At 30.9% G+C, this 16,515-nt stretch carries 13 protein-coding genes and 1 riboswitch; of the genes, 9 read left to right on the top strand and 4 right to left on the bottom strand.

Annotated features, from left to right (window positions below):
• Positions 1-12 precede the first annotated feature (12 nt).
• Positions 13-102, top strand: a riboswitch (glycine riboswitch).
• A gap of 77 nt (positions 103-179) precedes the next feature.
• The 7 genes from gcvT to ACIJYG_RS04945 are packed head-to-tail and all read left to right on the top strand — an operon-like array spanning position 180 to position 8,281.
• Positions 180-1,286, top strand: a complete 1,107-nt coding sequence (gene gcvT / locus ACIJYG_RS04975) for a glycine cleavage system aminomethyltransferase GcvT (RefSeq protein ID WP_435095805.1) — start codon at positions 180-182, stop codon at positions 1,284-1,286.
• Positions 1,283-1,663 carry a glycine cleavage system protein GcvH gene (gene gcvH, locus ACIJYG_RS04970; RefSeq protein WP_435087714.1) on the top strand — a complete coding sequence of 127 codons (381 nt, stop codon included), beginning with the start codon at positions 1,283-1,285 and terminating at the stop codon, positions 1,661-1,663. The genes gcvT and gcvH overlap by 4 nt, the downstream gene beginning before the upstream one ends.
• Positions 1,664-4,522: an aminomethyl-transferring glycine dehydrogenase gene (gcvP, locus tag ACIJYG_RS04965; RefSeq protein WP_435095802.1), complete on the top strand. Its 2,859-nt coding sequence runs from the start codon at positions 1,664-1,666 to the stop codon at positions 4,520-4,522.
• Positions 4,523-4,531: 9 nt separating this feature from the next.
• The gene (locus ACIJYG_RS04960; RefSeq protein WP_435095799.1) at positions 4,532-5,779 is read left to right on the top strand and encodes an NAD(P)/FAD-dependent oxidoreductase; all 1,248 of its coding nucleotides are present in this window, start codon (positions 4,532-4,534) and stop codon (positions 5,777-5,779) included.
• Positions 5,772-6,536, top strand: coding sequence for a DUF1365 domain-containing protein (locus ACIJYG_RS04955; protein ID WP_435087709.1), 765 nt, complete (start codon positions 5,772-5,774; stop codon positions 6,534-6,536). The genes ACIJYG_RS04960 and ACIJYG_RS04955 overlap by 8 nt, the downstream gene beginning before the upstream one ends.
• Entirely contained in the window at positions 6,536-7,714 is a 1,179-nt protein-coding gene (locus tag ACIJYG_RS04950; RefSeq protein WP_435095796.1) for a class I SAM-dependent methyltransferase, read from the top strand. Before ACIJYG_RS04955 ends, ACIJYG_RS04950 begins: the two co-directional genes overlap by 1 nt.
• 18 nt (positions 7,715-7,732) lie before the next feature.
• Positions 7,733-8,281, top strand: a complete 549-nt coding sequence (locus ACIJYG_RS04945) for a DUF3833 domain-containing protein (RefSeq protein ID WP_435087706.1) — start codon at positions 7,733-7,735, stop codon at positions 8,279-8,281.
• On the opposite strand, the gene ACIJYG_RS04940 is transcribed toward ACIJYG_RS04945, so the two are convergent.
• Positions 8,278-9,039, bottom strand: coding sequence for an SDR family NAD(P)-dependent oxidoreductase (locus ACIJYG_RS04940; protein ID WP_435095793.1), 762 nt, complete (start codon positions 9,037-9,039; stop codon positions 8,278-8,280). The two genes, ACIJYG_RS04945 and ACIJYG_RS04940, sit on opposite strands and share 4 nt — an antisense overlap.
• A gap of 21 nt (positions 9,040-9,060) precedes the next feature.
• Here ACIJYG_RS04940 and ACIJYG_RS04935 point away from each other — a divergent pair, with 21 nt between their 5' ends.
• Complete coding sequence (locus ACIJYG_RS04935) at positions 9,061-9,528, top strand: TspO/MBR family protein (RefSeq protein WP_435087702.1); 468 nt, start codon at positions 9,061-9,063, stop codon at positions 9,526-9,528.
• Between the two features lie 2 nt (positions 9,529-9,530).
• Positions 9,531-10,634, top strand: coding sequence for an NAD(P)/FAD-dependent oxidoreductase (locus tag ACIJYG_RS04930; RefSeq protein WP_435095790.1), 1,104 nt, complete (start codon positions 9,531-9,533; stop codon positions 10,632-10,634).
• Between the two features lies 1 nt (position 10,635).
• On the opposite strand, the gene ACIJYG_RS04925 is transcribed toward ACIJYG_RS04930, so the two are convergent.
• The 3 genes from ACIJYG_RS04925 to ACIJYG_RS04915 are packed head-to-tail and all read right to left on the bottom strand — an operon-like array spanning position 10,636 to position 16,507.
• Positions 10,636-12,078: a protein adenylyltransferase SelO gene (locus ACIJYG_RS04925; RefSeq protein WP_435095787.1), complete on the bottom strand. Its 1,443-nt coding sequence runs from the start codon at positions 12,076-12,078 to the stop codon at positions 10,636-10,638.
• 5 nt (positions 12,079-12,083) lie between these two features.
• The gene (gene fdhF / locus ACIJYG_RS04920) at positions 12,084-14,852 is read right to left on the bottom strand and encodes a formate dehydrogenase subunit alpha (protein ID WP_435095784.1); all 2,769 of its coding nucleotides are present in this window, start codon (positions 14,850-14,852) and stop codon (positions 12,084-12,086) included.
• Positions 14,852-16,507, bottom strand: a complete 1,656-nt coding sequence (locus tag ACIJYG_RS04915; RefSeq protein WP_435095781.1) for an NADH-ubiquinone oxidoreductase-F iron-sulfur binding region domain-containing protein — start codon at positions 16,505-16,507, stop codon at positions 14,852-14,854. The genes fdhF and ACIJYG_RS04915 overlap by 1 nt, the downstream gene beginning before the upstream one ends.
• Positions 16,508-16,515 lie beyond the last annotated feature (8 nt).

Here is a 16,515-nt window from a genome sequence, read left to right as displayed (position 1 = left end):
TAGTTGATAAGTTGATCATTAACGGGAGAGATTACAAATTTTGTAACACCGAAGGAGCAACCACCCAGGAAACTCTCAGGTATAAAGGACCGTAACATATTAACTCTGGAAAGAGATTAAATTCTCGCCGAAGGAGCAAAACTCTCAGGCAAATATACAGATGGGTAAAACGAGTTAGTATGGAAATAAAAAAAACATCTTTAAACAAACTTCATCAAGACAACAAAGCTAAGTTTGTAGAATTTGCAGGCTATGAAATGCCAATACAATACAGCAAAGGTATTGTTGAAGAGCATAAATTTACAAGAACACACTCAGGCATTTTTGATGTTTCGCATATGGGGCAATTGTTTATTTATGGTGATGATAGTCTAACCGCGGATCTAGAAAAAATTTTTCCGCTTAATTTAAAAGACTTAAAAGTAAATTCATCAAAATATAGTTTTTTAATGAATGAAAATGCTGGAATTTATGATGATTTGATTATTACAAAAATAGATGGTGGTTATTTAATAATATTAAATGCTGCTTGCAAGGATAATGACTTTAAAATTATATCTAAATTACTTAACGATAAATATAGGATGAATTTAGAAGAAAATAGATCTTTAATAGCAATACAAGGACCTAAGTCTGTAGAGATTTTAGATTTAATTCTTAATGGAGCAAAAGACCTAAATTTTATGACAGGAAATTGGTTTTATTACAAAGATCAAAAATTATTTGTAACTAGATCAGGTTATACTGGTGAAGATGGCTTTGAAGTATCTATCCCCAATGATTTTGCCGAAGAGTTTACAAAAAAATTACTTGAAAATGGAGCTCAGCTTATAGGACTTGGCGCTAGAGATACATTGAGATTAGAGGCTGGACTGTGTTTATATGGTCATGAATTAGGTTTGGATAAAACTCCAATCGAAGCCAATCTTAAATGGGCAATATCTAAAGAAAGAATAACAAATGGTGGGTTTATAGGTTCAGATAAAATTATAAATCAAATTAATGAGGGTACTCCGCAAATTAGAGTTGGCATTAAACCAGAAGGAAGATTAATTGCGAGGGAGAAAACAAAAATTTTCAATGAAGATGAGCTGGTTGTTGGTGAGGTAACTAGTGGTACCTTTGGACCAAGCTTGAATGGACCAGTTGCAATGGGTTATGTTGAAAAAGAATTTTCTCAAAAAGATACAAAAGTTTTTCTTGAGGTAAGAGGAAAAAAATATCCAGCAAATATTTGTGGATTACCATTTTATAAAAAAAGTTATGTGAAAGGAGCAGCTAAATGAGTGAAGTTAAATATTCTAAAGAACATGAGTGGATAAAAATAGAAGGTGATGTTGGCACAATAGGTATTACCCAACATGCAACTGAAATGTTGGGAGATATTGTATTTGTAGAATTACCTGACGTAGGTACTTCTGTTGAAAAAGATGGAAATGCCGGAGTAGTAGAATCAACTAAAGCTGCAAGCGATGTTTACACACCTATATCAGGTGAAGTAATGGAAAATAATCAATCAATAGTTGACGATCCTGGTAAAATTAATTCAGATCCAGAAAATGAAGCTTGGTTTTTCAAATTAAAAATTAAAGATAAAAATGAACTAGATAGTTTAATGAACAAAGATGAATATGACAAATTTGCAAAAGAAAGTGGTAGTTAAATGTTAAAAAATGCTCAAAAAGATTTTATTCAAAGACACATCGGCCCCTCTACTGAAGAGCAAAATATTATGCTTAAAGAGTTAGGGTATAAAAATCTAGATGAGTTAATAAAAAATACTGTACCAGAAAACATTTTATTAAAAGATGATTTAGAGATAGGAGATCCAAATTCTGAATATAAAGCACTCAGAAAATTAAAGAATATTTCAAAAAAAAATAAAGTTTATTCTAGCTTTATAGGAATGGGATATTACGGAACCTACACTCCTTACGTTATATTGAGAAATATTTTAGAAAATCCAGGGTGGTATACTTCTTACACACCATATCAGCCTGAAGTTGCTCAAGGTAGACTTGAGATGTTAATGAATTTTCAACAGATGATTATTGATTTTACAGGTATGGATATAGCTAATGCTTCACTTTTAGATGAAGGAACAGCCGCAGCAGAGGCTATGGGTTTAAGCTATAGAGTATCTAAGACAGACTCAAATAAAGTTTTTGTATCAAAAAATTGTCACCCACAAACAATTGAAGTCATTAAAACTAGAGCCGAACCTTTGGGGGTAGAAATAATTATTGGTGATGAGGAGACTGATATCAAAGATGAGATTATCTGCGGTATAATTAGTTATCCTGGTACATTAGGAGATATTAAAGATCCTAGTGAAGCAATAAGTAAAATACATAAAAAAAATGGTAAAGCAGTTTTAGTTTGTGATTTGCTAGCTCTTGCAAAATTAAAAACACCTGCAGAATTAGGAGCAGATATTGCTGTAGGAAGTTCACAAAGATTTGGCATTCCAATGGGTTATGGTGGTCCACACGCAGCATTTTTTGCTACAAAAGATGAATACAAAAGATCGATGCCAGGTAGAATAGTTGGAGTTTCAGTAGATAGACATGGTAAAAAAGCTTATAGATTAGCTCTTCAAACCAGAGAGCAACATATTAGAAGAGATAAAGCTACAAGTAATATTTGTACTGCTCAAGCTTTATTGGCAATTGTTTCTGCAGCTTATGCAGTTTATCATGGCCCTAAAGGAATTAAAAAAATTTCAGAAAGTGTTTCTCAGTTAACAAAAAATTTTGCTGATAAGCTGAAACAATCTGGATATGAACTTTATTCAGATCATTTTTTTGACACTGTAACTGTAAAAACTTTAGATAAGACTGATAAGATTTATAAAAATGCTTTAGATGAAGGTGTTAACATCAGAAAAGTAAATTCAGAGATGCTTGCAGTTTCTTTTGATGAAAGAAAAAATCTATACAGAGCTAATCAATTGCTGAAAATTTTTAATTGTTCTGAAACAATTAAAGAATCTATGAATGAGAGCTTATCTAATATTCCTAAAAATTTATTAAGAAGTTCAACTTACCTAGATCATCCAGTTTTTAATAGCTATCATTCAGAAACTGAAATGCTTAGATATTTAAAAAAACTAGAAGATGCAGACATTGCTTTAAATAGATCAATGATAGCTTTAGGTTCATGCACAATGAAGTTGAATGCAGTATCTGAGATGATACCAGTAACTTGGAAAGAGTTTTCACAACCACACCCTTTTTCTCCAGTAGAACAAATGGATGGTTATAGAGAACTTTTTACTGATTTAAAAAATTGGCTTAGATCAATTACTGGTTTTTCAGGTGTATCACTGCAGCCAAACGCTGGAGCCCAAGGCGAATTTGCTGGATTAATGGTAATTCGTAAATTTCATGAAAAAAATAATGAAGCTAATCGTAATGTTTGTTTAATTCCAAGCTCTGCTCATGGCACTAATCCTGCGAGTGCGCAAATGGTTGGGATGAAAGTCGTTGTGGTTAAATGTGACGATCATGGAAACGTAGACTTTGAAGATTTAAAGAAAAAAGCTGAAGAACATAAAGATAATTTAGCAGCATTAATGGTTACATATCCTTCAACGCATGGAGTTTTTGAGGAGAAAATAACTGATATTTGTAAACTTATTCATGAAAATGGTGGACAAGTTTATATGGATGGAGCAAATCTAAATGCATTAGTAGGTATTGCAAAACCAGGAAAATTTGGCCCAGATGTTTGTCATATAAATTTACATAAAACATTCTGTATTCCACATGGCGGAGGAGGACCAGGTATGGGACCAATAGCTTGCAAAAAACATTTAGAAACCTTCTTACCAAAACACTCAGTGATTAAAGATTGTGGACCTACAACAGGAATTGGTGCTGTTTCAGCTGCCCCTTGGGGAAGCTCAAGCATTTTATCAATCTCATGGATGTATATAAAAATGATGGGTTCTGAAGGTTTAAAGAAAGCATCACAAGTTGCTATATTAAATGCAAATTATATTGCTCACAAACTAAAAGATTCATTTCCAATTTTGTACAAAGGCAAAAGTGGGAATGTTGCCCATGAATGTATTATTGATATTAGAAAAATAAAAGCTGATACAGGTGTTACAGAGGAAGATATAGCTAAGCGTTTAATAGATTTTGGTTACCATGCGCCCACAATGTCGTGGCCTGTTGCTGGAACTATGATGATTGAACCAACTGAAAGTGAAAGTTTAAGTGAGATAAATAGATTTTGCTCAACTCTTCAAAAAATTAAACAAGAAATCGATAAAATACATTCAGGTGAATATGATAAATTGGACAATCCAGTAAAGAATGCGCCACATACTCATCTTGAATTAGCTTCCAACAAGTGGGAACATAAATATGAGAGAGAGGAAGCAGCTTATCCATCTGAATTTTTAAAGACAGCCAAATATTGGCCACCAGTTGGAAGAGTAGATAATGTTTATGGAGATAAAAACCTATTTTGTACATGTCCATCAATGGATGAGTATGAAGATACTGCTGCATAAAATTATTAAATGAAAATTGCAGTAGTAGGTTCGGGAATATCAGGACTAAGCTCAGCTTACTATTTATCAAAAAAACATAAAGTTGATTTGTTTGAAAAGCAGGATCGTTTTGGTGGTCATTCTTATACATTGGATGTTAAATACAATGATAAAGAAAAAGTTGCCGTTGATATTGGTTTTATGGTTTTTAATAAAATCACATACCCAAATTTAATTAATTTTTTTAAAGAAAATGAGATTGAAATTGAAGAAAGTGACATGTCATTTTCAGTCAATGTTAAAGAAACCAATATCGAATATTGTGGCAAAGGTTTAAATGGTATTTTTTCGAACAAATTAAATTTATTTAATTATAAATTTGTAAAAATGTTTTTTGAAATAATTAATTTTTACAAAAGGTGTGAAAAATTAGATCCTAATACACTTGAAAATAACATTACACTTGGAGAATATTTGCAAAAAATCAAAAAAACTAATTTCTTCATAGATTATCACATAATACCAATGGTTTCAGCGATATGGTCAATGCCACCATATGAGGCATCGCAAATGCCATTATCATTCTTTTTAAATTTTTTTAAAAATCATGGATTGTTTAAACTTAAAAACAGACCTCAGTGGTTCACAGTATCTAATAGGAGTAAAACTTATGTTAATAAAATTTTATCAAATATAAGTGGAGAATATTATAAAAATTATGAAATTGATAAAATCGTAAGAGGTGACAATAGGGTAAAGGTTTATTATGGATCAGAACATGAATTTTTTACTTATGACAAAGTTGTACTAGCTTCTCATGCTGATGAGAGTTTAAAGATTATCTCGGATGCTTCCGATCAAGAAAAACAAATATTAAATAATTTTAAATATAGAAAAAATATTGCAATAATTCACTCTGATGAAAGCTCAATGCCAAATAATAAAAAAGCATGGTGTTCATGGAATTCATCATTAGATCCAAATAATAAAGAGAATTCATCAGTTACTTATTGGTTAAATCAATTACAAAATTTAAAGATTAATCAAAATATTTTTTTAACAATAAATCCTTTTTTTAAAATTGACCCTAATAAGATTTATAATGAGATAGATTTTACTCATCCATATTATGATGAAAATGCATTAAAAAATCAGTCAAAATTAAATTCTATTCAGAATGTTAACAATACTTTATTTGTAGGAAGTTATTTTGGTTATGGATTTCATGAAGATGGCATAAAATCTTCAATTGAAATGCTTAAAACCTTAAATGATTAATTCATCTATATATAACGGGCAGGTAATACACAAAAGGTTTAAACCAAAGATTCATTATTTTAAATATAATGTTTTTTCATTATTAATAGATCTTTCTGAATTAGAAACACTACATAATAAAGTTAATTTTTTTTCATATAATAAGATTAATTTAATCAGCTTTTATGACAAAGATCATGGTGAAAGAAATGGATCTTCATTGGTAGAATGGGTACATAATAATTTAAAAAAAAATAATATTTCTACTGACAATATAAAAATTAAGATTTTATGTTATCCAAGAATTTTTGGTTTTGTTTTTAATCCTTTAAGTGTTTTTTATGTTTATGATTTAAAAGATCAATTAATTTCAATTTTATATGAAGTTAAAAATACATTTGGCGAACAACATACTTATATATTTCGAGTAGAAAAGGATGCTAATTTAATACAAAATAATTGCTCTAAAAAATTTCATGTATCTCCATTTATTGAAATGAATTGTAATTATTTTTTTAGACTATTAAAACCAGGGAATAAAATATCAGTTATAATTGATCAGTATGACGCTCAAGATAAAATTTTGTATGCCTCACAAGATGGAATTAGGTCAGATTTTAATACAAAATGTTTAATTAAATCATATTTAAAACATCCAATGATGACTTTTAAGATCATCCTAGCGATACATTATGAAGCGTTTAAATTATGGACAAAAGGAATTAAGTTCATAAAAAAAAAAATTAAAACTAACAATAATATAACAATTGAAAATTAATGTTACTTTACAGCGTTGCAGATAAAATAGTTTTTAGTATTCTTAAAAGAATAAATGTTGGATCTTTAGAAATCTCAACTTTTTCTGGTGAAGTAATAAAATTTGGCAATCCAAATGACAAACTAAAGGCTAATTTAAAAATTAAAACTCCTGCATTAAATTATAATTTAATCAAAGGAGGAAGTATTGGATTTGCTGAATGCTATATGAGAGATGAATTTGAAACTGATAATTTATCTGATTTAATTGAATTAACTGCAAGAAATATTAATATTGTACATAAATTTGCTGGTTTATTAGATTTAAAATTTTTAAATTTTATTAAAAACAGATTTATTAAAAATACAAAAAATAGAAGTAAGGAAAATATTGCTAAACATTATGATCTTGGAAACGATTTTTTCTCTCTTTGGCTAGACAAAACTCTCACATATTCAAGTGCAATATTTGATGATCAAAATAAAAATTTGTCTGATGCGCAAAATAACAAGTACCAAAAGTTAATTAATTTAATTCAGCCCAGCAATGGGGATAAAGTTTTAGAAATTGGTTGTGGTTGGGGTGGTTTTGCAGAGTATCTAGGTAAAAATTATGATGTTAAATTGGATTGTATTACTATCTCAAAGAGACAATTTGAATATGCAAAAGAAAGAATTCATAATTGTGGTTTGAATGAAAAGGTTAATATAGAAATTAAAGATTATCGAGACTTAAAAGGAAAATATGACTCCATAGCATCAATTGAAATGATTGAAGCTGTGGGTCAAAATTACTTAGAGAGCTATTTCAAAACAATCAAACATAATCTCTCGGATGGAGGCATGGCTGCTATACAAGCTATTACCATAGATGATAGTTTGTTTGATAGGTATAAAAATAAACAAGATTTCATTCAAAAATATATTTTTCCAGGAGGGTTTTTACCTAATAAAAATACTATTAATAAACTTGTGTCTAATAATGGATTAACTGTGAGCTCGTATGTTTCTTATGCGGATCATTATGCAGATACATTAGCTTTATGGAGAGATGAATTTAATAAAAAATGGGATTTGATTAAAAACCAAGGTTTTGATTTAACTTTTAAACGAATGTGGGAGTTTTACCTTTCGTATTGTGAAGCCGGTTTTAAATCAAAAAATATTGATTTAATTCAATTTTCACTTCAAAATAAATAATACATAGGGGAGATACAAATGCGTCATTTAAATATTATTAGATCAATTTCATTGATAATTTCATTATTCTTAATTACAAGTTGTTCAAATAATAGCGCAATGAAACCAGAAGATTTTAAAAATAAAGAACCAAGATTAATAATCGAAGAATATTTAACAGGAAATGTAAAAGCCTGGGGTGTTCTCCAGAATAGATCTGGTAAAGTAACAAGACAATTCTCTGCTGACCTAGATGGAACTTGGGATGGTAAGCAATTAATTTTAAAAGAAAAATTTAATTGGGATGATGGAGAAGTGCAAAATAGAGAATGGACTATCAACAAGATAGATGAAAATAATTATGAAGGTACTGCAGGAGATGTTGTTGGTAAAGCAATAGGATACTCTTATGGACCTGCATTTAAATTTGAATATGTTTTATTAGTACCTGTCAAAGGCAAAGAAATGAAGATCACATTTGATGATTGGATTTTTAAACAAGATGACAGAGTTGCAATTAACAGAGCAACAATGACAAAGTTTGGATTTAAAGTGGCTGAGTTAACTGTAGTATTTGTAAAAGATTAGTAATCTATTTTTTTCATACCTTTTGAAACAAGTTTAAAATACAAACTACTAGGTAGTAATTGTAAAAATTTCAAAAAATACGTAAAAGCTTTTGGAAAGTGTATTTCAAAACTTTTTTTCACAGTTAACCCTTTATATATTTCATTCGCTGCAAATTCTGGTGATTTAATCATTGGCATTGGAAAATCATTTTGATCTGTCATTGGGGTTTTAATAAAACCAGGGCTAACAAGTGAAACTCGCACATTTTTCATTTGCATATCAAAATTTAAACTTTCTGCAAAACTAGTAAGTGCAGCTTTGGAAGCACAATATGCTCCAGCAGCAGGTAAACCTCGATAGCCAGCTACAGAAGAAATTATTGATATTTGACCATTTTTTTTTTCAGAAAAATAATCATAGATAGAGTTTATAGAATTCATTGTTCCAAAATAATTTACTTCCATAATTTGTCTTATCTTGTCTAAATTAAACTTTTTTTCTGATTTTGGATCATGCATTCCAGTGCCAAATAAACAAATATCAATATTTTTAAATTGATTAATTATGTTTGTTGCAACTGTTTTACATTTATCAATATCTGTAACATCTAACGGAAAGGGATAAATATTTTCATTAATTTCTCTAAGTTCATTTAACAAATTTTCTCGTCTTGCAGATACGGCAACTATCCACCCATTTTTTGCAAATTCAATTGCAACAGCTTTACCTATTCCACTGCTTGCACCAGTTATCCAAATAACTTTTTTTTCTTCCATAATTTATTGTATAATAGATATGTGTTAAAAAACAAATTCATATCATTCTTACTTTTTAGTTTAGTTACATTTTCAGCTTCTTTCATTGGAGGCTTAGCGACAATTAGCTTTAAAGAACCATGGTACTCATTGTTAAATAAACCAGTGTTCAATCCTCCAGATTGGATATTTGCACCTGTTTGGACAACACTATATTTGATGATGACAATTGCAATATGGGTTTTTTGGCACAATAAAAACCGAGATATGAATACTGTTTATATTTATTTCATCCATCTGGTTTTTAATACAACTTGGAGTATAGTTTTTTTTGTATTTCATAACATGTTATTAGCTTTATTTGTGCTGATAATACTAATTAGCCTAATCGTTATTCTTATTATTAGATTTAATCGTGTCAACATAGCAAGTTCCTATTTAATGATTCCTTATATACTTTGGTGCAGTTTTGCTTTGATTTTAAATTTTAGTTTAATAATATTAAATTGAATATGGATGATGTTGTAATAATTGGCGGTGGTATAATAGGGGCTGCAAGTGCTTATTTTTTATCTAAAGAAGGTAGAAAAGTAAAAGTAATAGAAAGAGATCCAACTTATAAAACAGCTTCGTTTCCATTATCATTAGGTGGTTTTAGAAGACAATTTTATCAGAAAGAAAATATTTTACTTGGTAAATTTGCAAGAGAATTTATTTATCAAATTCCAGATCTTTTAAAAACTGAAAAGAATCCCAATCCAACTGCTAGCATGGTAACCAATGGCTATTTATTAATGTTTGGCCCTGAGCATGCAGAAGAACAATATAGAGCTCTCGAAAATCATAAGGTTTGTGAAGCTGGAACTAAAAATATTAAAGGTTCTGAGTTATCAAAAGTATTTCCCTATATAAATAGTGAAGGGATAGAAACAGCTACTTATACAGACAATCAAAGTGAAGGATGGATTGATCCATTTATGTTTCATGGAGCGTTAAAAAGCAAAGCTATAGAATTAGGAGCTGAATTTATAAAAGGAGAAGTAAAAAGTATCTCTGAAATTAAAGCTAACACCATAATATCAGCTGCTGGATGTTGGACTAAAAAATTACTTGATGATATCCCTGTTGTCCCACAAAAACATACTGTTTTTAGGGTAAAGTGTCCAAAATATATTAAAGAAATGCCTTTAACAGGCGATTTAACAACAGGCGTTTATTGGAGACCAGAGGGTGGCGAGTATCTTGCTGGTTCACCTAATTCAGTATTTGATGCAGAAGATTTGGAGCCAGCATGGAATGATTTTGAAGAGTTAGTTTGGCCTGCCTTAGCTAAAAGAATACCTGCATTTGAAGAATTAAAACTAACTGGTGGTTGGGCAGGTTACTATGATTGTAATAAGTTAGATAACAATGCTGTAGTTGGCAAACATCCAAAATATGAAAATGTATATATGGCATCTGGATTTACGGGTAGAGGTTTAATGCAAGCACCTGGAATTGGAAGAGCTTTAACAGAATTAATTACCACAGGCTCATATCAAACAATTGATATTAGTGATTTTGCTGTTGAAAGAGTTCTTGGAAATAGCGCAAGACCAGAGCCATACGTATTATAAATTAAGTTCCACAAAAAGTCTGATAATTTTTATCATTTGATGGTGACTTATAATCTTCAATATCAATTTGTTCATTATAAGGATTACTCAATTTTGATAATAATTTATTCATTACCTCTAAATTATCTTCATTAGCAGCTGTTAAGGCTTCTTCGACTTTATGATTTCTTGGAATAATAACAGGGTTAGAATTTTTCATAAGTTCTAAAGATTTTTCTTTTGAACCATCATCTTTAAAAATTCTGTTTTGCCATTCTTTGCACCACTTTATAAAATACTCATCTTTATATATTTGGTCATTAATTTTGACATTCATTAGATAACAAAATGTATTTGTATAATCGGCTTTATTTTTTTCCATCCAATTTAATAAATTATTAATTAGCTTTTTATCATTTGTATCATTTCCATATAAGCCAAGTTTATCTCTCATCATATTTAACCATTTTTGTTCATATATATTTTGAAAGTTATCAATAGTCTCAGTTGCTAAAGTAATAGCGGTATCCTCATCTTTATTGATTAGTGGTATTAGACATTCAGCAAATCTTGCTAAATTCCATTTGGTAATAGGAGGTTGATTTGAGAATGAATACCTACCAAATTTATCAATAGAGCTAAAAACTGTTTTAGGATCATATTGATTCATAAATGCACAAGGACCATAATCAATCGTTTCACCTGAGATTGTCATATTATCTGTGTTCATTACCCCATGAACAAAACCTACACGCATCCAATCAACAACTAACTTACATTGTTTTTCCATTACAAGATTAAGTAAATCTAAAGCCCTATTATTTGATGATTTAATTTCTGGGTAATGTCTTTCTATTGTGTAATTAACTAAGGTATTTAAATCATCCAAATTTTGTTTTGCTGAAATGTATTGAAAAGTACCAACACGAATATGACTTGATGCAATTCTGGTTAGGATTGCCCCTGGTAATAAATTTTCTCTTACAACCTTTTCACCAGTTTTTACTACTGCAAGACTTCTAGTCGTTGGGATTTTTAATGCGTGAATTGCTTCACTAATTATATACTCTCTTAACATAGGACCTAAAACAGCACGACCATCTCCAGTCCTTGAAAAGGATGTTCGGCCAGAACCTTTGAATTGAACATCAAAACGCTTGTTATTACTTGTAATATGTTCACCTAAAAGAACAGCTCTTCCATCTCCAAGCATAGTAAAGTGACCAAATTGATGGCCAGCATAAGCTTGCGCAATAGTTTTGATATCTTTTGGTATTTTGTTTCCAGAAAACATTTCAGATAGATCTTTTTTAGAAATTTTTGAAAAATTTAAATCTAAATTATTAGCTAAATTATCATTTATGATTACAAGCTCAGGATTATGAACAGGTGTTGGTTTAATTTCTTCTTTAAAAGTATTTGATAGTCTTGAATAGGTGTTATCAAAATGCCAACCAATGGTCATTTTATTTATTTTACTTCAGCCTGATTTTCTTTTGGTTGTACTTCAGTTTTAAATTGATTTGAAATCTTCTGAACTTGCACTGATGAAACTTTATATTCAGCACACATTGTTTCTTCATCTTTTCCATGTCCGGTAACCATGTTAACCATATGTTCTGGAAAGTGGAAAGTTGTAAACACGATACCTTGTTTAACTTTGTCTGTAACTTCTACTTTCAAAGCAACTTCACCTCTACCTGAATATAATCTTCCAATATCACCTGTATTCAAATCTCTTTCTACAGCATCTTTAGGATGAACTAATAAAACGTCCTCTTTAACAATATTTATATTGCTTGTTCGTCTAGTCATAGTTGCAGCATTGTAATGCTGTAACACTCGACTGGTTGTTAAGATTAATGGATAATCTTTTTTATTAGTTTCAATTTCTGTGGACTCTTTCCAATCAAAATTCTTAAGTTGCCCTTTTCCTATTTTAAATGTCTCCGTGTGTAGTATTTGGGTATCTGTTCCATCTTCTTGAACAGGCCATTGTAATCCTAATTTTCCAAGTCTTTCTCTTGTAACACCTTTAAAGAATGGTACTACATCAGCAATTTCAGATAAAACTTGATCAGCATCATATGTTGGTTGATCAAAACCTAATTTTTGCATCATATCAGTTACAATAACTCCATCAGGTTTTGTTCCTGGCAGAGGTTCAACTGCTCTATTAACTCTTTGAATTCTTCTCTCTGTATTTGTGAAAGTTCCATCTTTTTCTAAGAATGTTGTTCCAGGCAAAACTACAGTTGCAAGTTTCGCTGTTTCACTCATAAAAATTTCCTGCACAACTAATAATTCTAGTGAGTTCATTGCTTCAACTACATGTGCACTATTAGGATCAGTTTGAACTATATCTTCACCAATAATCCATAAGCCTTTTAATTCTTTATCAATTGCTGCTTCAAACATTTGTGGAATTTTAAGACCTGGTTTTGTTGGGTGTGTTACGCCATATTTTTCAGTATAAAATTTTTGGTTTTTTTCATCAGCCACTTCAAAGTATCCTGCACCTTGATGAGGTTGACACCCCATATCCGCTGCACCTTGAACATTATTTTGTCCTCTTAGTGGATTTACACCCACACCTCTTCTTCCAATATTTCCTGTAATCATTGCAAGATCGGCGATTAACATTACTGTTTTTGAACCTTGCTCATGCTCTGTTACCCCTAAACCATGAAATTCCATTGAGTTTTGTGCTGTTGCGTATGCAATTGCAGCTTCTTTGACCATTTGTTTATCAACACCAGCGACTTTAGCCAACTGATCTACATCTTGCTTTTCAATTTCTCTAATAAAATTATCAAACCCTTCAGTTCGGTCTCTTACAAAATCAACGTTATATAATTTAGATTTAATAATGAAATGTAGCATCATATTAAGAACAGCAACATTGGTACCTGGTCTTAGTTTAATATGGTAATCAGCAAGTTTAGCAAGTTCAGTAGTAATTGGATCTAATACAATTAATTTTTTACCCTTCATTGCTTGTTGTTTAATTTTAGCACCGGTAACAGGGTGAGCATTAGTTGGGTTTGCTCCAATTACTAAAAATAAATCTGCATAATAAATGTCATCAGTAGAATTAGTTGCAGCGCCTGTTCCAAATGTTTGTTGCATTCCCCATGCAGTAGGTGAGTGACAAATTCTTGCACAACAATCAACACTGTTAGTTCCAACAGCAGCTCTTATCATTTTTTGAAAAACATAGTTTTCTTCGTTAGTACATCTTGCAGAAGAAATACCAGCAAAAGCATCAGGGCCACTATCTTTTACAATTCTATTCATTTCTTTTTTTATAAAATCATAAGCTTCATCCCAACTTGCTTCTTCAAATTTTCCATTTCTTTTAATCAAAGGTGTTTTTAATCTGTCAGGATGATCATAAAAACTAAATGCGTATCTTCCTTTAATACAAGTGTGACCTGCGTTAACTTCTGTTTCTTTAGGAGTGTCAATTGCAACAACCTTATTATCTTTGATGGAAGCTTCTAGATTACAGCCTACACCACAATAAGAACAAGTCGTTCTAACTTTTTTATCTACATCTGCTGATTTTGATTTGAAAACATCAGAGATGGCATCTGTTGGGCAAGTGTGAGCACAAGCGCCACAAGACACACAAGAAGAGTCTCCGAACATCATATCATTGTCTGTAGTGATTCTAGACTCAAAACCCCTACCACTCATTGTTAAAACAAATGATCCTTGAATTTCATCACAAGCACGTACACATCTTCCACAATTAATACAATTATCTAAGTTCATTCTCATATAATCATGAGAAGTGTCTCTTGGAATTCCTTTATGCTGTTTTGGACTGTTATATCTGTGATCAGAAATGCCTAAATCATTTGCAACAGTTTGTAGTTCACAATTATTATTAACCTCACAACTGTCACATTCCATAGGATGATCAGTTAAAACTAATTCAACAATATTTTTTCTAAGACTTGTTAAAGCATCATTGGATGTAAAGATGTGTTGATTTTCAGCAACAGGAGTATGACATGATGCAACAATTTTTGTTGGACCATCTTTCTCTAAAGCAACTTCTACAGAACAAACACGGCAAGCACCGTAAGGAGCTAAATTAGGATCATCACAAAGTGTAGGAACTTTTTTTTCTCCAACATAGCTTTTGACGAATTTAAGAATAGACGTATGATTGGCACCAATTTCGTATGGTTTTCCATCAATATATGCAATTTTTCTTTTTTCAGAACTCATTAATTATCCTTAACCATATCATTTTTCATTTCGTCCCCAAAGTACTTAAGGATGTTCATTATTGGAGTAGGGATAGCTCCACAAAGTGCACATAAGCAACCCTTCTGCATAGTAACAAGCAATTCATTAAGTAATTTAAGGGGTATTTTAGCCGTTTTTTTCTTTGCTTGATCAAACATCTCTTTACCTCTGTATGATCCAAGTCTACCTGGAAAACATTTTCCACACGACTCTTCTGCAGAAAACTCAAATAAATGATGAATGTATTCTGACATTGAGAAATCTTTTGGAATACTAACTACACTTGCATGTCCTAGCATAAAACCCTTAGCAGTAAATTCTTGAAAATCTAAATTTAAATTATCTATCTCACTTATTGGAACAACACCACCAAGAGGGCCACCAACTTGAAACGCTTTAATTGGTTCTTTGTATCCACCACCAATTTCATTAAATATTTTACTCATAGGAGTTCCCATATCAATTTCATAAACACCTGGATTATTAAAAAAACTATCAAGACAAACTAATTTTGTTCCAGCAGATTTTTTATTTCCTATTGCTGAAAATTTTTCAGATCCATTTATCAAAATTCCAGTTGCGGCTGCTAATGACTCAACATTGTTTACCACGGTAGGTTTTTTGTATAAACCCTCTGTTACTGGGAAGGGTGGTCTAACATCTACCTCGGCACGTCTTCCTTCTATTGATGCAATCAAAGCAGTTTCCTCTCCGCAAATATAAGCACCTTGCCCAATACAAATTCCCAAATCAAAAGAAAAATCTGTTCCCAAGATATTTTCACCAAGTAGACCTAATTTTTTAAGTTCATTTATACTTCCATTAATAGCTTCTATTGATTTTGGATATTCACCCCTAATATACAAAACTCCTTCATCACTTCCAATAACTAGTCCACAGATAACCATACCAAAAATAACTTTGAGAGGCTGATCTTCTAGCAAGTATCTATCTGAGAATGCTCCAGAGTCTCCTTCATCTGCATTACAGATAACATATTTTTTTTCTCCTTTTGCTTTACTGCAAAAATCCCATTTCATTCCTGTAGGGAAGCCTGCACCGCCTCTTCCAGTTAAGTTAGAGTTTAACAAAGATTTAACTATTTCTTTTTTATCTGTTTTTAAAAACTTATTTAACTGATCTTTAAATTGATCTGCTGATGAAAGTTTATCGTCCATTAAAAAACTTGTTGTAGCGAAACTTTTTGAGAAGAATTTTTCTTGTTTAACATCTTCACCTTTCAAGATTTGATCAATTTTTTCAATATCTTTTCCTGCATAATTTTCACCATCATAATGAAAGGCATTATTTTCATAGCAATGACCCAAGCAAAACATTTCACCTACTTTATCATTTCCAAGTTTTTCTTTTAAAGTATCCTTTAACTTGTCTTGAGTCCCAGCACACATACATGCGCTTCCATTACAAACGAATGCTTTTTTCTCTCTATGAGAAGGTCTTAAAAATTCATAAAAAGATTCTGCACCATGAAGTGTTGAAACACCTAAATTATGCTCTTTAGCAATTTCTTTAATATCTTTAGGAGAGTCACTTAGTGTATTCTCCGAAATCTGTTTGAACAGGTTATCTTTTAAACCTATTCTTCCTGATAAATTGCTTATATTTTTTGACACAAATACCC

It is taken from the genome of Candidatus Pelagibacter bacterium nBUS_27 (genome assembly GCF_051200985.1).
Lineage (GTDB): Bacteria > Pseudomonadota > Alphaproteobacteria > Pelagibacterales > Pelagibacteraceae > Pelagibacter.
The sequence above is the reverse complement of the archived record's forward strand: the minus strand, read 5'-3'. Positions and strand labels throughout refer to the sequence as shown.

What these genes read in the sequence shown, in the direction of transcription:
- ACIJYG_RS04945 (WP_435087706.1), top strand. Translation starts at nt 7,733, where the DNA reads ATGCGTCATTTAAATATTATTAGATCAATTTCATTGATAATTTCATTA.
- gcvP (WP_435095802.1), top strand. Translation starts at nt 1,664, where the DNA reads ATGTTAAAAAATGCTCAAAAAGATTTTATTCAAAGACACATCGGCCCC.
- ACIJYG_RS04950 (WP_435095796.1), top strand. Translation starts at nt 6,536, where the DNA reads ATGTTACTTTACAGCGTTGCAGATAAAATAGTTTTTAGTATTCTTAAA.
- fdhF (WP_435095784.1), bottom strand. Translation starts at nt 14,852, where the DNA reads ATGAGTTCTGAAAAAAGAAAAATTGCATATATTGATGGAAAACCATAC.
- gcvT (WP_435095805.1), top strand. Translation starts at nt 180, where the DNA reads ATGGAAATAAAAAAAACATCTTTAAACAAACTTCATCAAGACAACAAA.
- ACIJYG_RS04930 (WP_435095790.1), top strand. Translation starts at nt 9,531, where the DNA reads ATGGATGATGTTGTAATAATTGGCGGTGGTATAATAGGGGCTGCAAGT.
- ACIJYG_RS04925 (WP_435095787.1), bottom strand. Translation starts at nt 12,078, where the DNA reads ATGACCATTGGTTGGCATTTTGATAACACCTATTCAAGACTATCAAAT.
- ACIJYG_RS04940 (WP_435095793.1), bottom strand. Translation starts at nt 9,039, where the DNA reads ATGGAAGAAAAAAAAGTTATTTGGATAACTGGTGCAAGCAGTGGAATA.
- gcvH (WP_435087714.1), top strand. Translation starts at nt 1,283, where the DNA reads ATGAGTGAAGTTAAATATTCTAAAGAACATGAGTGGATAAAAATAGAA.
- ACIJYG_RS04955 (WP_435087709.1), top strand. Translation starts at nt 5,772, where the DNA reads ATGATTAATTCATCTATATATAACGGGCAGGTAATACACAAAAGGTTT.
- ACIJYG_RS04960 (WP_435095799.1), top strand. Translation starts at nt 4,532, where the DNA reads ATGAAAATTGCAGTAGTAGGTTCGGGAATATCAGGACTAAGCTCAGCT.